Below are 22975 nucleotides of genomic sequence, written 5' to 3' on the forward strand. Positions count from 1 at the left end.
GAAACCGGTTAGAAGTCCCAGTCCTCGTCTTCCGTGTTGACTGCCTTGCCGATCACGTAAGACGAACCTGACCCCGAGAAGAAGTCGTGGTTCTCGTCCGCATTCGGGGACAGGGCCGACAGGATGGCCGGGTTCACGTCGGTGACGGACGCCGGGAACATTGCCTCGTAGCCCAGATTCATCAGGGCCTTGTTGGCGTTGTAATGCAGGAACTTCTTGACGTCCTCGGCCAGGCCCACGCCGTCGTACAGATCGTGGGTGTACTGGACCTCGTTCTCGTACAGCTCGAAGAGCAGTTCGAACGTGTAGTCCTTAATCTCCTGGCGGCGTTCCTCGGAGACCTTCTCCAGGCCCTTCTGAAACTTGTAGCCGATGTAGTAACCGTGCACGGCTTCGTCACGGATGATCAGGCGGATCAGGTCAGCCGTGTTCGTCAGCTTGGCGCGTGAAGACCAGTACATGGGCAGGTAGAAGCCCGAGTAGAACAGGAAGCTCTCCAGCAGCGTCGAAGCCACCTTGCGCTTCAGGGGGTCGTCACCCTGGTAGTAGTCCATGACGATCTGGGCCTTCTTCTGAAGGTTCTCGTTCTCGGTGGACCAGCGGAATGCCTCGTCGATCTCCTTGGTGGAGGCCAGCGTGGAGAAGATGGACGAGTAGCTCTTAGCGTGTACGGACTCCATGAACGCTATGTTCGTGTACACGGCTTCTTCGTGCGGGGTCAGCGCGTCCGGGATCAGGGAAACAGCACCAACAGTGCCCTGGATGGTGTCCAGCAGGGTCAGGCCCGTAAATACGCGCATGGTGAGCTGCTGCTCGACGGGGGTCAGCGTGTTCCACGACTGGACGTCGTTGGACAGCGGCACCTTCTCCGGCAGCCAGAAGTTGTTCACCAGGCGGTTCCAGACATCCACGTCCTTGTCATCCTGGATGCGGTTCCAGTTGATGGCCTCGACGTGGCTGAGCAGCTTGACCTTCTCGGTCATGTCATCCCCTATGCGTTGGGTGGTTTTCTCTAAGTTAAAGCGTACGACGGCGGGCGGGCACCCGCCGTCGTACTTGGCTAGTTAGTTGAAGCTGCAACTACAGCATGCAGCTGACGCAGCCCTCAACCTCGGTCCCTTCCAGCGCGAGCTGGCGGAGACGGATGTAGTAGATGGTCTTGATGCCCTTCTTCCAGGCGTAGATCTGGGCCTTGTTGATGTCGCGCGTGGTGGCGGTGTCCTTGAAGAACAGCGTCAGCGACAAGCCCTGGTCCACGTGCTGCGTAGCGGCGGCGTAGGTGTCGATGACCTTCTCGTAGCCGATCTCGTACGCATCCTGGTAGTACTCCAGGTTGTCGTTGGTCAGGTACGGCGCCGGGTAGTACACGCGGCCCAGCTTGCCTTCCTTGCGGATCTCGATCTTGGACGCCACCGGGTGGATCGAGGAGGTGGAGTTGTTGATGTAGGAGATCGAGCCGGTGGGCGGAACGGCCTGCAGGTTCTGGTTGTAGATGCCGTGCTCCATCACGGAGGCCTTCAGCTCGCGCCAGTCAGCCTGCGTGGGGATGTGAACGTTCTTGAAGAGCTCGCGGACCTTTTCGGTCTGCGGAACCCATTCCTGCTCCGTGTACTTGTCGAAGAACTCGCCCGAGGCGTACTTGGACTTCTCGAAGCCGCCGAACGTTTGGCCGGTTTCGATGGCCAGCAGGTTGGAGGCGCGCACCGCGTGGTACACCACCGAGTAGAAGTAGATGTTGGTGAAGTCCAGGCCCTCTTCGGAGCCGTAGTGGACCCGCTCCCGCGCCAGGTAGCCGTGCAGGTTCATCTGGCCCAGGCCAATCGCGTGGCTCTGGTCGTTGCCCTTGGCGATGGACGGCACCGAGGTGATGTTGGACATGTCCGAGACGGCGGACAGCGAGCGGATGGCCGTCTCGATGGTCAGGCCGAAGTCCGGCGAGTCCATGGTCTTGGCGATGTTCAGCGAGCCCAGGTTGCAGGAGATGTCCTTGCCGGTGTCGGCGTAGGACAGGTCATCGTTGTACGTGGTGGGCTGGGAAACCTGGAGGATCTCCGAGCACAGGTTGGACATGATGATCTTGCCGTCGATCGGGTTGGCCCGGTTCACGGTGTCTTCGAACATGATGTACGGGTAGCCGGACTCGAACTGGATCTCGGCGAGGGTCTGGAAGAACTCGCGCGCCTTGATCTTGGTCTTCTTGATCCGGGAATCGTCCACCATCTCGTAGTACTTTTCGGTGACCGAGACGTCGGAGAACGGCATGCCGTAGACGCGTTCGACGTCGTACGGCGAGAACAGGTACATGTCCTCGTCCTTCTTGGCCAGCTCAAACGTGATGTCCGGGATGACGACGCCCAGGGAGAGGGTCTTGATGCGGATCTTCTCGTCCGCGTTCTCGCGCTTGGTGTCCAGGAACCGGTAGATGTCCGGGTGGTGCGCGTGCAGGTACACGGCACCGGCACCCTGGCGGGCACCAAGCTGGTTGGCGTAGGAGAAGCTGTCTTCGAGGAGCTTCATCACGGGGATGACGCCGGAGGACTGGTTCTCGATCTGCTTGATGGGCGCACCCACCTCGCGGATGTTGGTCAGTGCGAACGCCACACCGCCGCCGCGCTTGGACAGCTGCAGTGCGGAGTTGATGGAGCGGCCGATCGACTCCATGTTGTCTTCGATGCGGAGCAGGAAGCAGGAGACCAGCTCGCCGCGCTGCTTCTTGCCGGCGTTCAGGAAGGTGGGGGTGGCCGGCTGGAAACGGCCGTCGATGATCTCGTCCACCATCTGCATGGCCAGCTGTTCGTTGCCGCGCGCCAAGTGCAGGGCCACCATGCAGACGCGGTCCTCGTAGCGTTCAAGGAAGCGCTTGCCGTCGAACGTCTTCAGCGTGTACGAAGTGTAGAACTTGAAGGCGCCCAGGAAGGTCTCGAAGCGGAACTTCTTCTTGTAGGCACGGTTGAACAGGTCACGGATGAAGTTCATCGTGTACTGGTCCAGCGTCTCGCGCTCGTAGTACTGGTTCTTCACCAGGTAATCGAGCTTCTCTTCCAGGTCGTGGAAGAACACGGTGTTGTTGTTAACGTGCTGCAGGAAGTACTGGTGGGCGGCCTCGCGGTCAGCCTCGAACTGGATTTCGCCATTGGGACCATAAAGGTTCAGCATGGCGTTCAGCTCGTGATAACCCAAGCCCTTGTAGGCAGCCGGCATCTCAGGCTTCTGGGCCCTGGTTACTTCTGTGTCTGCGACAGTCGTGTCCAAAACGTGTCCAATCCTTGGTTGACCCGGGTGACGTCTTCCGGCGTTCCCATGAGTTCGAATCGATAGAGGTGGGGTACCTGGCATTTGGCGGCGATGATGTCCGCGGCCATGCAGTAGTTTTCCCCGAAGTTTGTATTGCCGGCGCCGATGACGCCGCGGAGCAGTTGCCTGTTCTGCGGGTTGTTCAGGAACCGGATGACCTGCTTGGGAACGGATCCCTCTCCCCCGGTGCCGCCGTAGGTTGGCACCACCAGCACGAACGGCCGGGTGGCGAGGAGGGGTGCGTCCTTTGGATACAACGGGATCCGGGCCATCTCACGGCCAAGCTTCGCGACGAAGCGGCTGGTGTTCTCGGATGCCGAGGAAAAGTAGATGAGCTGGCTGTCCGTGACAACCTGCTCCGGCTGGTGGTGCGAAGTGGCCGGCGGGGACACCTCCACGCGCTGAGCCGCGTGGTGTTGCGAAGCGCTTCGCTGTGCTGTTGGTGCTGCCATGGGAGTCACCTCAGCTGGTTGATGGTTGCCGGCAGGAAAAGCGGAACTCCTAGGCCACGGAGGAAACGGCCGACAGCGCGAGTTCCTCGATCTTGTCGGGGCGGAAGCCGGACCAGTGGTCCTGGTCGGTGACCACAACGGGAGCCTGCATGTAGCCCAGTGCCTTCAGGCGCTCGAGTGCCTCGGCGTCCTGGGAGATGTCAACGCTCTGGTAGGTGATGCCCTTCTTGTCGAGCGCGCGGTAAGTGGCGTTGCACTGAACACAAGCAGGCTTCGTGTATACCGTTACGGTCATTGTCCCTGTCCCCTTAGTTGAACTCTTTTGCTGGGCCGGTGTCCCCGTCCAGCTGTATGTAGATACTACATGTAGTGCAGACGCCTCTTTGGAACCCCAAGATGATGTATTACAAGTATGTCATTTAATGCACCGTTAATCCACAGGCGGGGACCGGAAAAATGCCCGTGATCCCGGGTTTTTTGCGGGCTGGGTCCACAACCTGTGGACGGGGTTGCACACTTTTGCACAGTGCGCGTGTCGTGATTTCCCGGCGTGTCGCGCTGCCTGCCCCGACGCCGAAGAAGGGTCCCTCATCACTAGACGTAGTGATGAGGGACCCTTCGATCAAGCACCTCAGCCGAGGATTTCCTTCGCTTCTACCTGCTGGCGGGATTGAGCCGGGCGATGGCCGTGGACAACACAGTGGCGAAACTGCACCATGCCGCGTACGGAGCCAGCGATGCTCCGGCAACCCGGTTCAACCGGTACGTCCGCCGCACCAGGTCCGCGCTGCTGGCCGCCAGTACCGCCGCCTCGGCAGCGGCCAGCCACGGCCGGCGGGAGCGCCAGAAGAACCAGCTCCATGAAGCGTTGAGCAGCAGGTTGGCGGCCAGCGCACCACGGTAGGCGCGCAGTTCCCGGCTGTGGTCGTTCCTGACCGGCCCCGGACTGTCGGCACGGTCCAGTTCAGCAGCCCGGTCCAACGCCACGGCGGACGTCACGGCCAGGTCCGCGTACAGTGCCGTCCACACCACGGGAAAGGCAATTGCGGGTGGCTGCCAGTCCGGCTTGCGCAGCTTCAGGTACCAGCCACTTCGGGGGTCCGTCGCAACACCGCCCGCCGCGGCGGTGGCCACCGTCGCCGCGGTGGTCCATGCGAGTGTCTTTAGTTTCATGCGTCCTCCTGTCCCCGCTGGATACACGGTGAAACCTACAGCTGCGCCTCCCGGCGGTCCAGCACAATCTGCTGGACGTCCAGGTAGCCGGACTGGAACCCGGCGCGCGAGTAGCAGAGGTAGAACAGCCACATCCGCTGGAACACGGCGTCGAAGCCCAGGTCCCCTACCTCGCGGGAGCGGGCGAGGAACCGTTCCTCCCACAGCCGCAGGGTGGCTGCGTAGTGGTCGCCCATGCCCATCCGCTCCCGCACGCGCAGGGTGGTGTGCTGCTGGGTCACGCCCTCGATGGCCCGGACGGACGGCAGGAAGCCGCCGGGGAAGATGTATTTGTGCACCCACGTGTAGGCGTTGCGGGTGGCGAGCATGCGCCCGTGCGGCATGGTGATCGCCTGGATGGCCACCTTTCCGCCCGGGGCCAGGACGCGGTCGATCGTCTGGAAGTAGATGGGCCAGTACTCGTACCCCACGGCCTCGATCATCTCGACCGACACGACGGCGTCGTACTCCCCTTCCACGGCACGGTAGTCCTGCAGGGCCACCGTCACGCGGTCCGCGAACCCGGCCGCCGCGATGCGTTCCTGCGCCAGCGCCTGCTGCTCGCTGGACAGCGTGACGCTGTAGACGGTGGCACCACGGGCAGCGGCACGCAGGGCAAGCTCGCCCCAGCCGGTACCAATTTCCAGCAGCCGGGTACCGTCGCCCACCCCGGCTTTGTCCAGCAACCGGTCGATCTTGGCCTGCTGGGCCTCCGCCAGGGAATCCCACGCCACCTCGGACAGCGGCCCGGCCCCGCCGGGAAACAGCGCCGACGAGTAGCTCATGGTGGAGTCCAGGAAGTTGGAAAACAAATCGTTGGACAGGTCGTAGTGCCGCGAAATGTTGCTGCGGGTGTTCTGCTCGGCGTTGCGCTCCTGTCGGGGCGTCCGCGGCAGGTACAGCGAGCGCAGCTTTTGCAGCGGCACGGGGATGAGCGTGTCCACGGAGGCGGCGAAGACTTCCAGCACCGCGGCCAGGTCGGAGGCTTCCCAGTCTCCGGCCATGAAGGACTCGCCCAGTCCGATCAGCCCGTTGTCGCCGATCCGGGCTTCGAATGCCGCGGGCCGCACCATGGTCATTACGGGAGCGTCCGGGCCGCCCATCCCCAGGACCGAACCGTCAGGGTATTCGACGCGCAGCGGCAGCCGCCTGACCGCGCCCTTGAACATCAGGCCTGCAGCCTTCCCTGCCACGTCGGCCTTGAGGCCCGACGGCGGCTGGGCAACACCGGGCCACAGGTCAGGATCGATGGTGGCCGGCGCAGCGGGGACACCACCGGCGGTCCAGGCTGCGGGCGAGTGGGTGGCGGCCGGCCCGTGGGTCTTGTTGTCGGCGGAAGCTGAAGCAGTTCCGTTGTCGTCAGTCATTGTCATTGAACTGCCTCCTGTGAGGGGTGATGTGGTCTGGCAACGACGGGCAGGCGTCTTGCCCAGAGTTTAACGCCCTGGACCCGGATCAGGGCGGATACCAGCAGCGGCGCGGCAGGCACTGTCAGTGCCGCCACAAGGATGTTGGGGACGGTGGCGGCCCGGCGCCTGCCGTCCATGGTGGCCACGAAGGGACGGTGCCCTTCGCGCTCCAGGATGATGGACACCGCGAGCCTGTCCCCGGGCGCTGGGACTTTCATCCTGTACTGCCCGTCGACGTCATTGAACGGGGACACATAGAACGCCTTCGGCACCGAGGCGCGGCCGCCGGGATCGGTCCGCAGCAAATAGCAATGCCGCTCCCCGTAAGTGTTGTGGACCTCGGCCACCACGCACTGGAGTTCCCCGCTGGGGCGGTAGCACCAGAACAGGGTGAGCGGATTGAAGACGTACCCAAAAACCCTGGCGCTGGTCAGCATGTGGATGGCGCCGCCGTCGGGCTCTATGCCCTGGGTCCGCAGGAACCGCTCCACGTTGGAGCGGATGTCCGCGTCCGGATCGCCCAGGTGGTCACCGGCCCGGAACACCGCCAGGGGCCGGAGCAGGAGGGGAAGCCGCGGAAGGTGGTCCACGTCCACGAACCAGCTGTAGCTCCGGTAAGTGAAGGCATTCTTCAACGGGGTGCGCCGCACATGGGAAATGGAGGTGCGGTAGATCGAGGCGTCCATGGTCACACCGGTTCTGCGGACAGCAGTTCCCGCTCCCCCTCGCCGGTGGAGTCCGCGGAATCGGCGGCGCGGGCCACGGGCCAGGTGCGGCCCAGCTTCTCAGCAGCCCGCACCCCGGAGAGGGCGCCGTCCTCGTGGAAGCCCCAGCCAAGGAACGCCCCGGCGTACGCGATCCTGCCGTCGCTCAGCGCGGCGATGGCCTGCTGGGCCTTCAGGGATTCAGGGGTGTACTGCGGGTGTTCGTACACCATCCGTTCCAGCACGGCGCTGTCGGAGATGAGTTCGGACTCGCCCAGGCTCACCAGGTAGGGCCTCCCGTCCACGGGCTCGAGCCGCTGCAGCCGTGTGAGGTCGTAGCTCACCAGGACCTTGTCCGGGCGGGCGTCGCACGCCGGAAGCCGGTAGTTCCAGGACGCCTTGGCGTTGTCCGCCGCCGGCAGGACAGCGGGGTCCTGGTGGAACACGGTGTGGTTCACCGAGTATGGCATCCCACCCAGCGCCTCCTTCTCCTCCGGGGTGGCATCGGCCAGGAAGCCGAGTGCCTGGGCAGGATGGGTGGCGATCACGACTGCGTCGAAGTCTTCCAGCCCGCCTGCCGTTGCGAGCTCCACGCCCTCGGGCAGGCGCCGGATGGCGGTGACGGGAGTGTTGAGGCGCACGTCGGGGAGCGTGGCGGCAAGTTTTTCGACGTATCGTGCCGAGCCGCCTGTCACGGTGCGCCACTGCGGTGAGCCCTTGATGCCGAGCATCCCGTGGTGGCCGAGGAACGTGAAGAGGTAGCGCGCCGGATACGCGAGTGCGGTGGTGGGATCGCATGACCAGACAGCGCTGACCACCGGGGTCATGAAGTGGGAAATGAAGTAACTGCTGAATTTTTCCCGCGCCAGGAACTCCCCCAGCGTCAGTTCGGGGACGTCAACTTCGCCGCTGACGGCCGACGGCGCCGCGGTCCTGAGCAGTTCCCTCGCCTTCCGGTAGAAACGGGTGACCTCAAGCAGCATCAGCAGGTAGCGGCCGCGCAGCAGGCTGGAGGGCTTGGCAATGATGCCGCGGGCGCCGTCGCGGGCGCCGGCGTATTCCAGGCCGCAGCCGTCGCAGCGGATGGACATGCTCATCTCCGAATCCTGGGTCTCGACGCCAAGTTCCGCGAAGAGCCGCAGCAGGGTGGGATACGTCCGTTCGTTGTGCACGATAAACCCGGTATCCACGCCGATGACGCTTCCGTCGGCCTGGGGCATGTCATGGGTGTGGGCATGGCCGCCCAGGCGTGAATCGGCCTCGAACAGGGTGACGTCGTCCTGCCTGTTCAGTACGTAGGCGGCGGTCAATCCGGCCACCCCGCTGCCGATCACGGCGACGCGCCGCCGGCCGCCTGCACTTACTGCTGGGTCAAGTGACACTTCAGGCTCCTCTGCTGAACATTGCCGCTGTTCTGGTTATACAGAGGGCTATTCGGCGCGGTCGCGGCGGCGGATGGGTGCAGTACTGTGAACTGGTGGTAAATCCCGTGCACCTGAAGACCCTCCTGGAGGTCACGCGGCTGGGCTCGTTCGCTGCGGCAGCCGCAACGCTTGGCTACACGGCCTCTGCCGTCTCGCAGCAGATGTCCGCGCTGGAGCGGGAAACGGGCGTCACCCTCTTCCAGCGGTCGGCGCGCGCCGTGATCCCTACGGAAGCCGCCGTCGTCATGACCCGGCACGCCGCCAAGGTGCTCACGGACATCGAAGCGCTGATGGCCGCCGCCTCACGGACGCAGGACACCGGGAGCCAGGAACTGCGGCTGGGCATCTTCCCCAGCCTGGCCACGTATGTCCTGCCGCGGATCCTGAAGAATCCGGCGTGGAAGAGGCTGGGGATCGACCTGCGGGTCTCCGTCGCGGAACCGGGCCAGACCATCCAGGGGCTGCGCACCGGTGGCGACCTGGACCTGGCGGTGGTGTTCCAGGTGGGCCAGACCGGCTTCGCGTGGCCCAACACGATCAACCGGCAATGGATCGGCGACGATGATTTCCGGGTGGTCCTGCCCGCCGGGTGGGGCTTCCGGGCCGATGCGAAGGTCGCGGCCGACCACCTGTCGGAGATGCCCTGGATCATGCATCATCCGGGCACCAGCGACGCCATGGTGATCGAGCGGCTGTTTGCCGGCTGCAACCTGCACCCCCGGGTGGTGGCGCACAGCGATGACTTCCACGCCAGCCTGGAGATGGCAGCCGCCGGCCTGGGCGCCGCCCTGGTTCCCGAACTGGCGCTCCGGAACAAACCCGCCGGCGTGGTGGTGCTGGACGTGCCGGAAATCCGGCTGGCCCGGAACGTCTTTGCGCTGCTGATCAATGACCGGAAAACCGCCAGGGTGCAGCTCTTCGTAGACCTGCTGGCCGAGACTCTCGCCGGGATGCGCACCGCGGTGAATTAGGCGCGAACGCTGGAATGGTCTGCCCTTCGGGTCTATGTTGAGACTATGAACAAGGTAGCGAGCCAGCACTTTGGGGAGATTGAGCTCAACCACGGCATGGATCATCTCTTCGCCGCCAAACATGAGCTGCGCGGCCATCCGCTGGAACTCGACCTGAAAATCAACGCCCACGACCACTTCGATGAAGCCGCACTGCGCAAGGTCGAATACCGGCTCCGCTTCCTGCCCGAACTGGTGGACGAGGTCCGGGGAATGATCGCCGAGGAGCTGGAGCAGGACGGCACCAGTCCGCAGGAATACCTGCACTTCCACTGCAACGCGCTCAAGGACGAACAACTGCATAAGGTCTTCGGCGTCCAGGACCGGAGCCAGCTCACCAACGAGGTGTTCCTCAAAGCCCTGAAGCTGGGGCATGTAGCCATCTACCCCGGGCAGCCGGAACGCTACTTCGTCCTGGACTTCACCCTCGGGGAGCACTTCACCGATGAGATCCTGGTGGCATCCGCTGACCAGGACGGCGTGGTGGACGACGAAATCGTCTGGGAGTCCTGAAGGGGACAATCTCCGGGGCGTTTGACCCTGGTGCTGCCGCGCTGCCGGTCCCAGCATAGGTGTTATGCAAGAGATCAGAACCGGTACGTGGCGGCTCGCTGCGTCGCTGATACTCGCCGGCGTGCTGGCATCGATATTCGCCGGCGTGTTCCACGCTGAGTCCCACGACGCCAACGACCACGTGGCCTCCTTCACTGCATACGCCAACAGCGGCATCTGGACCGCCGTGCATCTGGGCCAGTTCCTGGGGATGGCGTTGGTGTGCGCTGGACTCGTTTCCCTGTGGTCAGCAAGTGGCGCGCAGCGCCACGCCATGACCTGGATTGCCCGGTTTGGTGCCCTTGCCGCCGCTGCCGCCCTGGCACTCTATGCCGCCCTGCAGGCAGTGGACGGCGTGGCCCTGAAGCAAGCGGTGGATGCATGGGCCGCAGCTCCGGAACCCGAAAAGGCAGCCCGGTTCGCCACGGCCGAAGGCATCCGCTGGCTGGAGTGGGGAATGCGCAGCTACCACAGCTTCCTGCTGGGAGCCGCGCTGGTACTGCTGGGCGTTGTTGTGGTGGCCATGCACCGTGTTCCCCGGATCATCGGATTACTGATGGCGCTGTCCGGAATGGGCTATTTGGCGCAGGGGTGGATCATCGGCGAAACAGGGTTCTCGGGTGCCAACTCGGTGCCAACTTTGGTTGCTATCGTGGCGATCGTCGCCGCGAGTGTATGGCTGTTCATCACCGCCGTGCGGATGAAGGACACCACGACGGCGGCGGCCCACCCAAGGTGACCCGCCGCCGTCGAGCGTTGCCTTACTTCGCCGTTTCCAGCAGGCCGGCGCGCACCGTCTGCGTGGCCTTGACCAGGTTCCGCAAGGACTCTTCAGTCTCGGCGTAGCCGCGGGTCTTCAGCCCGCAGTCAGGGTTGACCCAGAGCTGGCGGGACGGGACATGCCGGACGGCGGTGCTGAGCAGCTCCGTGACTTCCTGCTCGCCGGGAACGCGCGGGGAGTGGATGTCGTAGACGCCCGGGCCAACCCCGCGGCCAAAGCCGTGGGCCTCGAGGTCGTGGACCACCTCCATGCGGGAACGGGCGGCCTCGATGGAGGTCACGTCGGCGTCCAGGCCGTCGATCGCGTCGATGATCACGCCGAACTCGGAGTAGCAGAGGTGGGTGTGGATCTGGGTGGAATCGGCGGCACCGGCCGTGGCCAGGCGGAATGAGCCGACGGACCACTTCAGGTAGTCGGCCTGGTCGGCCTTGCGCAGCGGCAGCAGTTCGCGCAGGGCCGGCTCGTCCACCTGGATGACCTTGATGCCGGCGGCTTCGAGGTCGGCAATCTCGTCCCGCAGCGCCAGTCCCACCTGGTTGGCGGTTTCGCCCAGCGGCTGGTCGTCGCGGACGAAGGACCAGGCCAGGATGGTGACCGGGCCGGTGAGCATGCCCTTCATCGGCTTGCTGGTCAGGGACTGCGCGTACTCCGCCCACTTGACGGTTATGGGGGCACTGCGGGTGACATCTCCCCAGAGGATGGAGGGCCGGGTGCAGCGTGAACCGTAGGACTGGACCCAGCCGTGGACGGTGACGTCGAAGCCTTCCAGGTTTTCGGCGAAGTACTGCACCATGTCGTTGCGCTCGGGCTCACCGTGCACCAGGACGTCGTAGCCCAGCTCTTCCTGCAGGTCCACCACGCGCTTGATCTCGTCCTTCATGAGCTGCTCGTACTGTTCATCACTCAGCTCGCCCTTGGTGTTGCGCGCGCGGGCGGAGCGGATCTCTGACGTCTGCGGGAAGGAGCCGATGGTGGTGGTGGGCAGCGGCGGCAGGTGCAGCGCCTCCTCCTGGGCCGCTTCGCGCACCGCGTAGTCGGACCGGGTGAAGTCCGCAGCGGTCAGGGCTTCGGTGCGGGCCCGGACGTCCGCGCGGTGGACGCCTTCTGTGGTGGCACGCGAGGCGATCACGGCGGCTGCCTGGTCGATGGCGGCTTTGGCGGAGGCGGGGTCTGCCAGGTAGGAGGCCAGGGTGGTGACCTCCGCGGCTTTCTGGTCCGCGAACGCAAGCCAGCTGCGGAGCTGCGCGGGCAGCCGGGTCTCCTCGTCAACGTCATGCGGGACGTGCTGGGTTGAGGTGGACGTGGAGACTGCCACCTTGCCTGCGGCGGCCCTCAGCCCATCGAGTTTCGCGGCGGAGGCGGCGAGGTCGTTGCGCCAGATGTTGTGGCCGTCCACGACGCCGGCAACCAGGGTCTTGCTGCCCAGGCCCGCCAGTGCTGCGGCGGAGGGAACAGCGCCCTTGAAGACGTCGATGTGCAAGGCGTCGATGTTAGTGGCGGCAAGCGTCCCCAGCTGGCCGCCGAGGGACCCGTAGGGGGTGGAGACGAGGATCTGCGGGCGGTTGGCCGCCGCGGTGAGGATGTCGTAGGCGCGGGCAACCGCTGCTTCGACCTCTGCAGCGGGGGTGTCCTGGTCGACCACCAGTGCGGGTTCGTCGAGCTGCACCCAGCCGGCGCCGGCGGCGGCCAGCTTTTCGAGCAGCTGGACGTACACCGGCAGGACGTCCTCGAGGCGGGACAGCGGCGCGAAGCCCGCCGGGGCGTCGTCGGAGGCCTTGGACAGGAGCAGGTAGGTAACCGGGCCGACGATATACGGGCGGGTTTCGATGCCGTTGGCCAGTGCGAAGGCGAACTCGTCGACCTTGGCGGTGGAGGCCAGGGTGAATTCGGTTTCGGGGCCGATCTCAGGGACCAGGTAGTGGTAGTTGGTGTCGAACCACTTGGTCATTTCCAGCGGCTGCTGGTCCTTGGTGCCGCGGGCCAGGGTGAAGTAGCCGTCGATGTCCAGCTGCCCGGCGGCGTTGAGGAGCCTGCCGAAGCGTGCGGGTACGGCACCCAGGTGGGCGGTGGTATCCAGGACCTGGTCGTAGTAGGAGAACGTGCCGGGGACGGCTGCGGCCTCGGTCAGTCCCAGGTCATGGAGGCGCCTGGCGGTGGACAGCTGGATGTCCTTGGCGGCCGCGTCCAGTGCGGCGGCGTCGATTCGGCCGGCCCAGTAGGCTTCGACGGCCTTCTTGAGTTCGCGGCGGCGGCCGATCCTCGGGTAGCCGAGGAGTGAGGCGGACGGGAAGGGCGTGTTGTTTTCAGGCATGGCAAAGGTCCTCAGGTCGGAGGTAGGTCAAAAAGGGCGTGGGTCAGCGCGGTGAAGCGTGGAGGGTGCCGGGCCGGCGTTCAGCTGGCCAGCTGGGTCCGGGCAGCGGCGGCGCGGGCGTGGCTGCTGCGGTTATGCCGCGGCAGGGCCAGCTTGTCCAGGACTTCCAGCGCGCTTTGGTGCTCGTTGAAGGTGTAGAGGTGGAGTCCGGGGGCTCCGGCGTCGAGGGCGGCATTGGCCAGGTCGACGGTGGCGTCGACGCCGATGTGGAGCCGTTCAATGTCGTTATCGGCAGCCGCGAGGCGATCCATCAGCCTGGGTGCCGGTTCCACTCCCGCCAACTCCCCCAGCCGCTTGAGGCGGCGGAGGCTGGTGAACGGCATGACGCCGGGAATGATGGGAATGGTCACGCCGGCACGGCGGGCCCGGGTGAGCAGGTCCTCGTACTGCGAGGCTTCGAAGAACACCTGGGTAATGGCGAAATCGGCGCCGGAACGCTGCTTGGCGAGCAGCACTTCGACGTCGTGGTCTTCGCTGGGTGACTCCGGGTGGCGGGTGGGGTAGGCCGCCACGCCAACAGCGATCTTCCCGGCACAGAGCAGGGCCGAACGGCGCTGCTCCACCCGGCGGATGAGGTCGATGAGGTCCTGGGCGTACCGCAGGGACCCGGCCGCCGGCGGGGCGCCGTCCTGGGGGAGGTCGCCGCGCAGGGCGAGGATGCCACGCACCCCGATGTCCAGTAGGTCGCCGATGATCGCAGCGAGTTCCTGGGGGGTGTTGCCCACGCAGGTCAGGTGGGCCAATGGCCGCAGCGTAGTTTCGACCAGGAGCCGGTTAATGAGCTCGAGGGCGGTGTCCCGGTTCGATCCGCTGGCGCCGTAGGTGACGGAGACGTAGTCGGGCTCAGTAGTCTCCAACTCCCGGATTGTGGTCCAGAGGGTCTCCGCCGCCGCGGGCGAACGCGGCGGGAACAGCTCATAGGAGAGAGCCACCGGGGCGGTCTCGGATAACTGGGGATGTGCGTCAATAAGGCTCGGTGGTGACATTTGCGTCCTTGGCTTTTGGGCCATTGGGGCTGCCTGCCCAAAGGGGCGGACAACCGGCAATGAATTTGAGTTTGGGAACACGGAGGGACTCCACGAGGACGCAGCCGCGACTGTTACGCCTGGAATGAAGTAGTCCGTGAGCAAATGTCAGGCCCACATGGGGGCACCCACACCCTCCGGAGCGGAGGATCGCTGACACGTTACCGCGGTAACTTGTCTAAGACTCTAAGGGGCCCGGCGGGCCGGGGACAAGTCGGTACCGAATTAAGACGCAGTTTTACGGGTTGTTTCTTGCGACAACAGAATAATGTTCGTGAATGGGCGCCCTACCACGGTCGCTCCGGGGCGGTGGCGTCCCCGCCGTCCAGGTATTCTTCCCGTTCGCGCCCGCTGTTCCGCTCCCGTTCCGCTTGCCGGGCACTGTCCTGCAATTGGTCCAGCTGACCCTGCCGGTTGTCACCGGACGGGTCCGGGGACGGCTCCCCCGCCGGCGCAGGTTCCTGCGCCGCTTTTTGTCCGGCGGCCCCCAGTTTGTCTTCCAGCCGGCCTTCAGCGTCCGACAACCGGCCGCCCGCTCCACCATCCGCGTCGTTGGACCGGCAGCTTTCCGGCGCCTGCCCGGCAACGTCCAGCCCCTGCGTGAACAGTTGAACGGCCGACGCCGGGTCCCCGGCCTGGAGGCGCTGGTCACCCAAACGTTCAATCACCAGGACGAGGTTCACGCGCACCGGGCATTCGTCACCGGATCCGTCCGGGACCATCGCCAGCGACTGTTCGAACAAGGTCCGGGCACTCCGGTGGTCACCCGACAGCACGGCAGCATCGCCGGCGGCAAACGGGGCCTTGTGCGGCTCCACCAGGTTGGCTATTCCAAGGCCGCCGGCCGCACTGCCCACCGCGGACGTGTTTTCGGCGACGAAACCGGTGGCGGCCTGACGGGCGAGGACGCCCAGGCTGAGGAGCTTGGCGGCGACACACAGCGCCAGGAGCACCGGCAGGGCGGACCACAGCAGCAGGCGGCGCCTGCGGATGTTGGCCGTCACCGTTTGCCCCCATTGCGGGACGCGGGACGGAGCCCCTGGAGTTGACGGATGATGCCCACCGCTTCCGGCAGGGCCAGCAGGAAGGCGCCGATGGACAAGGCCCAGTAGAGCTCGCTGGCAGCTCCCACCGATCCGTCCTGGACCGTTCGTTCGGCCCTGCCGGGGTGGGCCCGTTCCATCATGGCTGCCACAGGATCGCCGGCAGAACGGTGGAGGTAGGGCACGCCCAGCTGGGAAGCGACGGTCCGCAGCCGCCCTTCGTCGATGACGGACAGCGCGTCCCCGGAGCTGCCGGGCCGGGTGTCCTGCACGTAGTTCGCCGGGGCACCGCTGCCGCCGCCGTCGGAAGCCTGGCCGGTGTTCGCTTTCATCCGGCCGCCGCCGGAGGTGCCGTACCCCAGCACCGCGCCCCCGGCCACCAGCCCGCCGTCGACCTTCATGGCCTCCGGCTCCTTGCCGCTGGTCTGTTCACCGTCCCCCAGGTAGTACACCAGCCGGGGCCGGTCCGGCCGGCTGTCCCGGGCAGCGGCCAGCCGTTCGGAAAGGACCTGCCTGGCCGCGGTGATGCTGCTGCCCCTGGCGTAGGCGGTCACCTGGGGTTCCATGACGTCCGTAATGGTTTCCAGCGCCAGGGTGTCGGTGCTGAGCGGCATCCGGACATGCGCCGTGGTGTCGAAGGTGATGACGGAGAAGCGGGCTCCCGGCAACTGTTCGGCGATGGCCATGATGTCCCCGCGGACGCCGTCCAGCCGCGGGGACCTGTTGCCGTAGTCCTCGGCCACCATGCTGGTGGTGGTGTCCACCACGAAGAACACGTTCAGGTCGGCGGTGGCGGCCTGCACCGAACCGCCGGGCATGGCGGGCCGGAGGGCTGCCACCAGGACCAGCAGGACAATCCCGCCCCGCCGCACCGCCACGCGGCTGCGCAGCGGTGTCCGCTGCAGGTGCCACAGGACCGCGGACAGTACGAGCCCGGACAGCAGCGCAACGGCCAGCGGCAGGCCCGGCACTTCGGAAAACACTGCCCGCGGTGCTCCCTGGATCGCCGCCCTTTCGGTCTGCTCCACGGCGGTGACAATTTCCGGCACAGCATCGGGACTGCCAAGGGAGTAGTACGAACCGCCGGTAGACAAAGCAGCGGCGCGCAGCCGGGCACCGGGTTGGTCGGAATCGCCGCCGTAGTCCAGATCGCCCGGATTAAGAGCGTAGACATGCACCGACCGCTCCTTCGCCAGCTGGGCAGCCTGCTCCAAGGTCATGATCGGCTTGCCCGAAAGGAAGTTGTCCGTCGCCAGCACCACAGACCGCGAACGCGTGGGCATACTGCCGCCGCCTGCCGCGTTCCCGTCCTCACCGGAGGGTCCGCCGGTGGCTCCCGGGAAGCTGTTGAGGCAGGAGGCCAGGCCATCCCCGATAAGCGAGGATCCCCTGCTGCTCCAGGTGCCGTCCAGGAATCCGGAGCTGCCTGGTTTGCCGTCAAAGGCGTCCTTGGCAGCCTGCAGCTGCTCCTGGGCGTAGGCATAGTCATCGGTCAGCGGAAACACCTGGATGGCGCTGCTGTCGAAGATGGTCAGGCCGATCCGCTCGCCGCGGAAGCTCTTCGCCAGGCCGGCGAAGACCTCCGCGACCGCAGCGTCGGCACCGCTCATGGAGCCGGAGGCGTCCAGGCAGAGCATGACGTCGCGGTTGTGCTGCTCAGGGCGGATGGTGGTCACGTCCGCCGGCCGCGCTGCCGCAACGGCCGTGGCGGCCAGCAGCACCGTGCAGGCGGTCGCGGCAGCGGCCAGCCAGCGGCGGTGCCGCCGGAGGGCTGCCTGGTATTCCGGGAGGGCGGTGAGCCTGTCGGCGTGCGCCACGGGCCGGCGCCGTACGTTGGAGCCCCCGCGCCCGCGCAGCGCAACCCAGGCCGCCGCACCGGCGGCCACAGCGGCGAGCGGCAGCAGCCACCAGAAGATCAGTTCCATGCGCGCACCGCCTCGGAAGCTTTTGCTGCCGAGGCAGCCACGGAGGGCAGCGGTCCGGGGCCGAATTCGGCGGGATAGAGGGCCTCGATGACGTGTGCCGCAGCCGGGAGCGGGTGCCGGGCCAGGTCCTGGTGCGTCATCCTGGTGGCATCGACTCCCGTTGCGTCCCGCACGAACCCGCGCAGCAGGAGGCTGACCTGCTGGTGCGCTGCGCGTGCGTCAAGGTTTCCCGCCGCCGCCTCCTGTTCCACATCGCGGATCCGCTGCAGGTACGCCGCCTTCAGCCCGGGCAGGTCCGTCAAGGCGGACCGGGAGCGGGCCCGGCCGGCCGTGGAGCGCACAGGAGGACGCGTGGTGGCAAACACGAAGACGTACCACCCCGCCACCAGGGCCAGGACTGCCGCGCCGCACCACATCCAGGCCGTGCTGTACTGCAGCGGGCCGTAGAACCCAGGGTCAGCCTGCACGCCGGTGCCTCTCCAGGAGGGCAAACAAGCCGGCGATGACATCCCCGCTGCCGGCCACCTCACCTTCGGTGATTCCGGCCGATTGCAGCATGGCTTTGCGGGCCGCGTCACGGTCCTTAGCGGCTGCGGCGTAGGCCGCCGCTACCACGGAGGACGTGGCCGGCTGCCAGGCCAGGAGGGAGGAATCTGCCACGCTGTAGGAGTCGCCGCTCCGCTGTAACCTTGCGTCGGCCAGGGGTGGAGGAACCAGTTCCGCATCCCTGACCGTCAGCCACAGGATCTCATGCTGGGCGCACAGCCTGCGCAGGAGGCGTCCGGTGGCATCGTCCGCAGCCAGTTCATCCGCGACGACGAACAGCAGGTGCCGTCCGCTGATGTTCCGTGCGATGTAGTCGAGCTGGTCCCGGATGCTGCTGCCAGGCGCGTCGAGGCCAGTGTGTGAGTCCACGTGCCGGAGCAGCCGTTCGAGATGCGCCTCTCCGCCCTTCGCCGGGAAGGACCGGGTTGCGGCCGAGTCACCGCACACCATTCCCACCACGTCGCCGTGACGGAGGGCCAGGTAGCCCAGGACGCCGAGGGACAGCACGGCAATGTCCTTCTTCGCTTCCCCGGACCGCGCCTCCGCCGCCATGTTGCGTCCGGTATCGGTGACCAGGAGGACTGTCTGCCTGCGGACGGCCACGTAACGCCGGATCAAGGGCGAGCCGTGGCGCGCCGACGCTTTCCAGTCAATGTCGCGGACTTCGTCACCGGGGACGTAGGCGCGCAGGTCGTCGAAGTCCAGGCTGCGGCCCCTGAACACGGAACCGTATTCGCCGTCGAGCATGCCGCGGGCTTTGCGGTGCGCGAAGATGGCAACCTTCGATTTCACGCGCTGGAGGAGGGTGGCCATGCGGGGTCAGGGAGTCTGGACGGCGGCGACGATGGCGTCGATCACCGATTCCACGGGAACCTGCTCGGCCACCGCGTCAAAGTTCAGGATGAGCCGGTGCCGGAGCACCCGGTGGGCCAGCGACCTGACGTCCTCGGGGATAACGTGGTCCCTGCCGTTCAGCAGGGCCACCGCCCGGGCTGCCTGGCTGAAGGCAATGCTGGCCCGGGGGCTGGCGCCAAACTCGATGAACCCGGCAAGTTTCGCATCAATGTACGCGGACGCATTCCGGGTCACGTACACCAACCCCACGATGTAGTTGATCACCGCCGGATCGATGTAGATGCGGGCAGCCAGTTGCTGGATCCCGGTGACGGCGTCCAGGGAGGCGGCAGCGGCGGGCTTCTGCTCCGGGGTGTAGACGCCGGCGTCGATCCTGCGGATGATCTCGACCTCTTCGGCCGGGCTGGGGTAATCCAGGACGTCCTTGAGCATAAACCGGTCCATCTGCGCTTCTGGCAGCTGGTAGGTACCCTCCTGCTCGATGGGGTTCTGGGTGGCCAGGACAAGGAATGGCGAGGGCAGCCGGTAGTCCTGCCCGCCGATGGACGTCTGGCGTTCCTGCATCGCCTCGAGCATTGCGCTCTGGGTCTTGGCGCTGGAGCGGTTGATCTCGTCCAGCAGCACAATGTTGGCGTGGACCGGTCCGAGCTGGGTGTGGAAGCTTCCCTTGGCGGCGTCGTAGATCTGGGTTCCCACGATGTCGCTGGGCAACAGGTCCGGGGTGCACTGGATCCGGCGGAATTCACCGCTGACGGCGGCGGCAAGGGCCTGCGCGGCGGTGGTCTTCGCCAGCCCCGGGACGCTCTCCAGCAGGATGTGTCCACCGGTCAGCAGGCCCACCAGCAGCGATTCCCGCAGCCGGGACTGCCCCACCACCTTGGCATCGAAACTTCGCGAAATGTTGGCGGCCACCTGCTGCGCCCTGGCCAGCTCCGCGGGTTGGATTCGTGCGGGCACGCTGGTCGAAAGCACTGGATTCCCCCTGATGACGGTGTTGGGCGGACGGTCCGGGCCGGCCGCGTCCCGTCCGTCATCCTATCCAAGCCGGGCAGCCCCGGCCCGGCAATGGGCACCCCTCCCCATGCGGGTCCGGCAGGTCTATCCTTTTGCCATGATTGAGCTCCCAGCCAGTTACAAGGAATATCTCGCCGACAAGAGCCAGATGGTCATCGACACCGTCAGGCCCGTCCTGATGCAGTCCGCTGCCGATAAACTCCACGGCGTCCGCGTGGTGGACACCCACCACGGCCACCAGGCCCATCTGGACGACACCCTGCCGTTCGGTGTGGTGCTTGAGGACATCGATTAGCCCCTTACAGCTCCCGACAGGGCCAGTGAGTTGCCGGACCCGCGCGCCACGATGGCGTAGAGGGCCAGGACCGGAATCGAATAGAGGATCGAGAATGCGGCCAGTTGGCCGTAGGCAACTGCCCCGTGCTGGCCGAAGAAGCTGAAGATCGATACTGCTGCCGGCTGCCTGCCCTCGGAGAGCAGCAGCACGAACGGGACGAAGAAGTTCCCCCAGGCCTGGATGAAGGCGAAGATGAATACCACGCCCAGCCCCGGGCCCATGAGCGGCAGCACGATTGCACGCAGGCCCGCCAGCCGGGAGGCACCGTCCACCCAGGCCGCCTCCTCCAGCGCCAGGGGCACGGCATCCATGAAGTTCCTGGTCATCCAGATGGCCATGGGCAGGCTGGTGGCTGCCAGGAACAGCACCGTGGCCGGGAGGGAATCCAGCAGCCGGAACTGCACGAACAGGCCATAGACGGGCACCATGATGGCCGTGACGGGCAGGCAGGTTCCGAAGAGGATGCCGGACATGAACGGGGTGGTGAAGCGGGAGCGGTAGCGGGACAGCGGGTAGGCGGCGAGAACGGCGGCGGCCAGCGTCACGATCCCCGTCCCGGCGGACAGCAGCAGGCTGTTCCACAGCGGCCGGAACAGCAGTTCCGGAGTGAGGACGGCGGCGAAATTGTCCAGGGCCGGCCGTTGCGGGACCTTGACCGCATGTCCCGCGGCAGGATCCAGCGAGCCGAGGACCAGCCAGAGCAGCGGCAGCAGGAAGCACCCCCCAATCAGCAGCAGGACCACATCCGCCAGGGTGCTGCGCCTGCCTTTTCGCCCGGCGGTCACGGCTTCTGCTCCTTCAGCAAACGAAGGTATGCTCCCCCGAATACTCCGCCGATGAGGATCAGGACCGTAGCGACGGCGGTGCCATAGCCGATGTCTCCGAACTTGAAGGCCTCCTGGTAGGCCAGCACGGGCAGCGTGGTGCTGCCGTTGGCAGGACCGCCGGCGGTCATGACCCAGATCAGGGTGAAGACGGCCAGGGTCTGCAGCGTGACCAGCATCAGGTTGGTGGCTATGCTGCCCCGGATCACCGGAAGGGTAATGGACACCAGCCGCTGCCAGGCGCCGGCACCGTCCATCTGTGCAGCTTCGGTCAGCTCGCCGGGGACTCCGGCAAGCGCGGACCGGTAGACCAGCATGGAGAAGGCGGTCCCGCGCCACACGTTCGCCAGGATCACGGCCGCCATGGGAACCGCGTAGAGCCAGTCTGTCTCCGCCAGTCCCAGCCCGCCGAGCAGCTGGTTGAGTGTCCCGTCGCGGCTGAAGAAGGCGTAGGCTGCGAACGCCGCCACGATCTCCGGCAGGACCCAGGCGGCGACGACGGCGGTGCCGACAGTTGCGGAGACCACCGGCCGTGCACGCCGCATCAGGACCGCGAGGGCGAGCCCCAGCACATTTTGGCCCAGGATCGCCGAACCGGCGACGAAGAGGACGGTTAAGGCCAACGACAGCGGAAAGGTTTGGTCCTGCAGCAGCCGCTGGTAGTTGTCCAGGCCCACCCAGTCGGGGTTCCTGGCGTGGCGCCCGGTGAGTGCGGCGTTGGTCAGGGAGGCGTGGAAGGCCCACAGCACCGGACCGGCGAGGAACACAAGCAGAAGCACGACGGCGGGCAGCACCGGCAGGTACCGGACCACGTGCCGGGTGCGGTGGCTGGCGGGCACCGCTTACTTCCGGATGGTTTTGTCGCCGCCCACAATGCCGGCCACGGCCGCGTCGTAATCGGCTGCCGCCTGTTCCGGGGTCCTGTTACCGGTGATAACGGCTTCGGTGGCCTCCTGCACGGCAGCGGAGATCCGCGGATAGTCGGACGTCGCGGGGCGGTACCGGGTGACTGCGACCAGGCTGGACACGTCCTTCACGAACGGGTTGGCAGATTGGTAGCCGGGGTCGGCAGCGACGTCGGTGCGGACGGCGATCTGCGAGCTGTCCACCGTGAACCTGAGGGAGTTCTTTGCGTCCAGGGCGGTGGTTAGGAATTTGAACGCGAGGTCGGGCTGCTTGGTTTCCGCGCCCACGGCCAACGTCCATCCTCCGGACATGCTCACTGCGCCGGGCGGGCCCCCTGCCTGGGTGGGGAACGGGGCCACTCCCATGTCCTGCCCGTACTCCGGCCAGGCGTAGCTGCCGCCATCCTGCCAGAACGACGGCGCGTAGGAGCCTTCCACGGTTGCGCCAAGTTTTGCCTTCGGGAACCATTCGCCGAACACCTTTTTCCAGACGTTCGGATCCAGCGCCTCAGCCGGAGGCACTGCGAGCTTTTCCCCATAGAGGGTTTTGAGGAAGGCCAGCGAATCCTTGAAGCCGGCCGAGCCCACAACCCACTTCTTCGAATCCTGGTCATAAAGGGCCGCCCCGGTGCTGTACAGGAGCTCGTAGAAACCCTGCATCACGCTTCCTTCACCGGTGCCCTTGCCGGCATACATGTTGAAGGGAATCACATCCGGCTGGGAGGCCTTGATCTTCCTGGCGGTGTCCAGGATCTCCTGCCAGCTTGACGGGCGCCACGGCAGGCCAATGCCGGCAGCCTCAAAAACCTTCTTGTTGTACCAGATGGCACGCGTGTCGGTGCCCAGCGGGACCGCGTACGTGCCGCCGTCGTCCGCTTTGCCTGCTTCCTTGGCGCCGGCATCGAACTTGTTCCAGTCCCCCCACCCGGACAGGCGGCTGTCCAGGTTCAGGAGGTAGCCGGCGTCCACGTCGGAGCGGACCTTGAACGTGTCCTCGTAGAAGACGTCCGGGGCGGTGGCGGGCGACCGCAGCGCCAGCGCCAGCTTGGTGCCGTAATCGTCGTCATTGGCCTGGATGGGCTGCAGCTCAATTGCCACACCCTGGTTGGCGGCCTCGAACTCCTTCTTCGCCTCCTGGAACATGGTGTCCAGTGCCGTGAACGAGTCTGTTTTCTGGTACGCCACCTTGATGGTCCGGTTTCCGCCGGCAGGATCGGCGGGGGTGCAGGCCGCGAGGACCAGGACTGCGGCGGCCGCCAGCGATGCGGCTTTGGATGCCCGGCGGAACACGG

At 66.0% G+C, this 22975-nt stretch carries 22 protein-coding genes; 4 read left to right on the forward strand and 18 right to left on the reverse strand.

Features of this window, described 5'->3' with window-relative positions; translation table 11 throughout:
• Window positions 1-8: 8 nt before the first annotated feature.
• The 8 genes from nrdF to NIBR502770_RS08865 form a co-directional block, all read right to left on the reverse strand.
• Window positions 9-983, reverse strand: a complete 975-nt coding sequence (nrdF, locus tag NIBR502770_RS08830; protein WP_141181700.1) for a class 1b ribonucleoside-diphosphate reductase subunit beta — start codon at window positions 981-983, stop codon at window positions 9-11.
• A 97-nt stretch (window positions 984-1080) separates the two neighbouring features.
• Window positions 1081-3201 carry a class 1b ribonucleoside-diphosphate reductase subunit alpha gene (nrdE, locus tag NIBR502770_RS08835; RefSeq protein WP_141181701.1) on the reverse strand — a complete coding sequence of 707 codons (2121 nt, stop codon included), beginning with the start codon at window positions 3199-3201 and terminating at the stop codon, window positions 1081-1083.
• Between the two features lie 20 nt (window positions 3202-3221).
• Window positions 3222-3692 carry a class Ib ribonucleoside-diphosphate reductase assembly flavoprotein NrdI gene (nrdI, locus tag NIBR502770_RS08840; RefSeq protein ID WP_141161562.1) on the reverse strand — a complete coding sequence of 157 codons (471 nt, stop codon included), beginning with the start codon at window positions 3690-3692 and terminating at the stop codon, window positions 3222-3224.
• A gap of 103 nt (window positions 3693-3795) precedes the next feature.
• On the reverse strand, window positions 3796-4041 hold the full coding sequence (gene nrdH, locus NIBR502770_RS08845; protein ID WP_013601222.1) for a glutaredoxin-like protein NrdH: 246 nt from the start codon (window positions 4039-4041) through the stop codon (window positions 3796-3798).
• 359 nt (window positions 4042-4400) lie between these two features.
• Window positions 4401-4919: a TspO/MBR family protein gene (locus NIBR502770_RS08850; protein ID WP_141160254.1), complete on the reverse strand. Its 519-nt coding sequence runs from the start codon at window positions 4917-4919 to the stop codon at window positions 4401-4403.
• A 35-nt stretch (window positions 4920-4954) separates the two neighbouring features.
• Window positions 4955-6331, reverse strand: a complete 1377-nt coding sequence (locus tag NIBR502770_RS08855) for a class I SAM-dependent methyltransferase (RefSeq protein ID WP_210418932.1) — start codon at window positions 6329-6331, stop codon at window positions 4955-4957.
• On the reverse strand, window positions 6328-7059 hold the full coding sequence (locus NIBR502770_RS08860) for a DUF1365 domain-containing protein (RefSeq protein WP_141181702.1): 732 nt from the start codon (window positions 7057-7059) through the stop codon (window positions 6328-6330). The genes NIBR502770_RS08855 and NIBR502770_RS08860 overlap by 4 nt, the downstream gene beginning before the upstream one ends.
• On the reverse strand, window positions 7056-8453 hold the full coding sequence (locus NIBR502770_RS08865) for an NAD(P)/FAD-dependent oxidoreductase (protein WP_141181703.1): 1398 nt from the start codon (window positions 8451-8453) through the stop codon (window positions 7056-7058). The genes NIBR502770_RS08860 and NIBR502770_RS08865 overlap by 4 nt, the downstream gene beginning before the upstream one ends.
• Window positions 8454-8548: 95 nt before the next feature.
• Here NIBR502770_RS08865 and NIBR502770_RS08870 point away from each other — a divergent pair, with 95 nt between their 5' ends.
• The 3 genes from NIBR502770_RS08870 (at window position 8549) to NIBR502770_RS08880 (ending at window position 10796) form a co-directional block, all read left to right on the forward strand.
• Window positions 8549-9466, forward strand: coding sequence for a LysR family transcriptional regulator (locus tag NIBR502770_RS08870; protein WP_141160251.1), 918 nt, complete (start codon window positions 8549-8551; stop codon window positions 9464-9466).
• A 45-nt stretch (window positions 9467-9511) separates the two neighbouring features.
• Window positions 9512-10018 (forward strand): DUF2004 domain-containing protein, encoded by a 507-nt coding sequence (locus tag NIBR502770_RS08875; protein ID WP_141160250.1) that lies wholly within the window; start codon window positions 9512-9514, stop codon window positions 10016-10018.
• Between the two features lie 64 nt (window positions 10019-10082).
• Window positions 10083-10796 (forward strand): DUF4386 family protein, encoded by a 714-nt coding sequence (locus NIBR502770_RS08880; RefSeq protein WP_168223145.1) that lies wholly within the window; start codon window positions 10083-10085, stop codon window positions 10794-10796.
• 22 nt (window positions 10797-10818) lie between these two features.
• Here the strand turns inward: NIBR502770_RS08880 and metE are convergent, their stop codons facing one another.
• From metE to NIBR502770_RS08915, 7 genes are all read right to left on the reverse strand, one after another.
• Complete coding sequence (gene metE, locus NIBR502770_RS08885) at window positions 10819-13149, reverse strand: 5-methyltetrahydropteroyltriglutamate--homocysteine S-methyltransferase (RefSeq protein ID WP_141181705.1); 2331 nt, start codon at window positions 13147-13149, stop codon at window positions 10819-10821.
• An 80-nt stretch (window positions 13150-13229) separates the two neighbouring features.
• Entirely contained in the window at window positions 13230-14195 is a 966-nt protein-coding gene (locus NIBR502770_RS08890; RefSeq protein WP_141160247.1) for a methylenetetrahydrofolate reductase, read from the reverse strand.
• A 326-nt stretch (window positions 14196-14521) separates the two neighbouring features.
• Entirely contained in the window at window positions 14522-15238 is a 717-nt protein-coding gene (locus NIBR502770_RS08895; protein WP_141181706.1) for a hypothetical protein, read from the reverse strand.
• Window positions 15235-17202 (reverse strand): VWA domain-containing protein, encoded by a 1968-nt coding sequence (locus tag NIBR502770_RS08900; protein ID WP_141181707.1) that lies wholly within the window; start codon window positions 17200-17202, stop codon window positions 15235-15237. Before NIBR502770_RS08900 ends, NIBR502770_RS08895 begins: the two co-directional genes overlap by 4 nt.
• On the reverse strand, window positions 17193-17669 hold the full coding sequence (locus NIBR502770_RS08905) for a hypothetical protein (RefSeq protein ID WP_141181708.1): 477 nt from the start codon (window positions 17667-17669) through the stop codon (window positions 17193-17195). Before NIBR502770_RS08905 ends, NIBR502770_RS08900 begins: the two co-directional genes overlap by 10 nt.
• Window positions 17659-18561, reverse strand: coding sequence for a DUF58 domain-containing protein (locus tag NIBR502770_RS08910; RefSeq protein ID WP_141181709.1), 903 nt, complete (start codon window positions 18559-18561; stop codon window positions 17659-17661). Before NIBR502770_RS08910 ends, NIBR502770_RS08905 begins: the two co-directional genes overlap by 11 nt.
• 6 nt (window positions 18562-18567) lie before the next feature.
• Window positions 18568-19575, reverse strand: coding sequence for a MoxR family ATPase (locus NIBR502770_RS08915; RefSeq protein ID WP_141181710.1), 1008 nt, complete (start codon window positions 19573-19575; stop codon window positions 18568-18570).
• A 109-nt stretch (window positions 19576-19684) separates the two neighbouring features.
• Here NIBR502770_RS08915 and NIBR502770_RS08920 point away from each other — a divergent pair, with 109 nt between their 5' ends.
• Window positions 19685-19912 carry a hypothetical protein gene (locus tag NIBR502770_RS08920; RefSeq protein WP_141181711.1) on the forward strand — a complete coding sequence of 76 codons (228 nt, stop codon included), beginning with the start codon at window positions 19685-19687 and terminating at the stop codon, window positions 19910-19912.
• Here the strand turns inward: NIBR502770_RS08920 and NIBR502770_RS08925 are convergent.
• The 3 genes from NIBR502770_RS08925 to NIBR502770_RS08935 are packed head-to-tail and all read right to left on the reverse strand — an operon-like array spanning window position 19909 to window position 22973.
• Window positions 19909-20739 (reverse strand): carbohydrate ABC transporter permease, encoded by an 831-nt coding sequence (locus tag NIBR502770_RS08925; protein WP_246857452.1) that lies wholly within the window; start codon window positions 20737-20739, stop codon window positions 19909-19911. The genes NIBR502770_RS08920 and NIBR502770_RS08925 overlap by 4 nt on opposite strands.
• Window positions 20736-21617, reverse strand: coding sequence for a carbohydrate ABC transporter permease (locus NIBR502770_RS08930; protein WP_141160240.1), 882 nt, complete (start codon window positions 21615-21617; stop codon window positions 20736-20738). The genes NIBR502770_RS08925 and NIBR502770_RS08930 overlap by 4 nt, the downstream gene beginning before the upstream one ends.
• Window positions 21618-21620: 3 nt before the next feature.
• Window positions 21621-22973, reverse strand: coding sequence for an extracellular solute-binding protein (locus NIBR502770_RS08935; protein ID WP_141181712.1), 1353 nt, complete (start codon window positions 22971-22973; stop codon window positions 21621-21623).
• Window positions 22974-22975 lie beyond the last annotated feature (2 nt).

Origin of the sequence: Pseudarthrobacter sp. NIBRBAC000502770 (assembly GCF_006517815.1) — a bacterium.
GTDB lineage: Bacteria > Actinomycetota > Actinomycetes > Actinomycetales > Micrococcaceae > Arthrobacter > Arthrobacter niigatensis.

Coding starts and splice junctions, on each gene's coding strand:
- NIBR502770_RS08875 (WP_141160250.1), top strand. CDS start 9,512: ATGAACAAGGTAGCGAGCCAGCACTTTGGGGAGATTGAGCTCAACCAC.
- NIBR502770_RS08900 (WP_141181707.1), bottom strand. CDS start 17,202: ATGGAACTGATCTTCTGGTGGCTGCTGCCGCTCGCCGCTGTGGCCGCC.
- NIBR502770_RS08920 (WP_141181711.1), top strand. CDS start 19,685: ATGCGGGTCCGGCAGGTCTATCCTTTTGCCATGATTGAGCTCCCAGCC.
- nrdH (WP_013601222.1), bottom strand. CDS start 4,041: ATGACCGTAACGGTATACACGAAGCCTGCTTGTGTTCAGTGCAACGCC.
- nrdE (WP_141181701.1), bottom strand. CDS start 3,201: ATGCCGGCTGCCTACAAGGGCTTGGGTTATCACGAGCTGAACGCCATG.
- NIBR502770_RS08880 (WP_168223145.1), top strand. CDS start 10,083: ATGCAAGAGATCAGAACCGGTACGTGGCGGCTCGCTGCGTCGCTGATA.
- NIBR502770_RS08910 (WP_141181709.1), bottom strand. CDS start 18,561: ATGGCCACCCTCCTCCAGCGCGTGAAATCGAAGGTTGCCATCTTCGCG.
- nrdF (WP_141181700.1), bottom strand. CDS start 983: ATGACCGAGAAGGTCAAGCTGCTCAGCCACGTCGAGGCCATCAACTGG.
- NIBR502770_RS08855 (WP_210418932.1), bottom strand. CDS start 6,331: ATGACAATGACTGACGACAACGGAACTGCTTCAGCTTCCGCCGACAAC.
- metE (WP_141181705.1), bottom strand. CDS start 13,149: ATGCCTGAAAACAACACGCCCTTCCCGTCCGCCTCACTCCTCGGCTAC.
- NIBR502770_RS08890 (WP_141160247.1), bottom strand. CDS start 14,195: ATGTCACCACCGAGCCTTATTGACGCACATCCCCAGTTATCCGAGACC.
- NIBR502770_RS08850 (WP_141160254.1), bottom strand. CDS start 4,919: ATGAAACTAAAGACACTCGCATGGACCACCGCGGCGACGGTGGCCACC.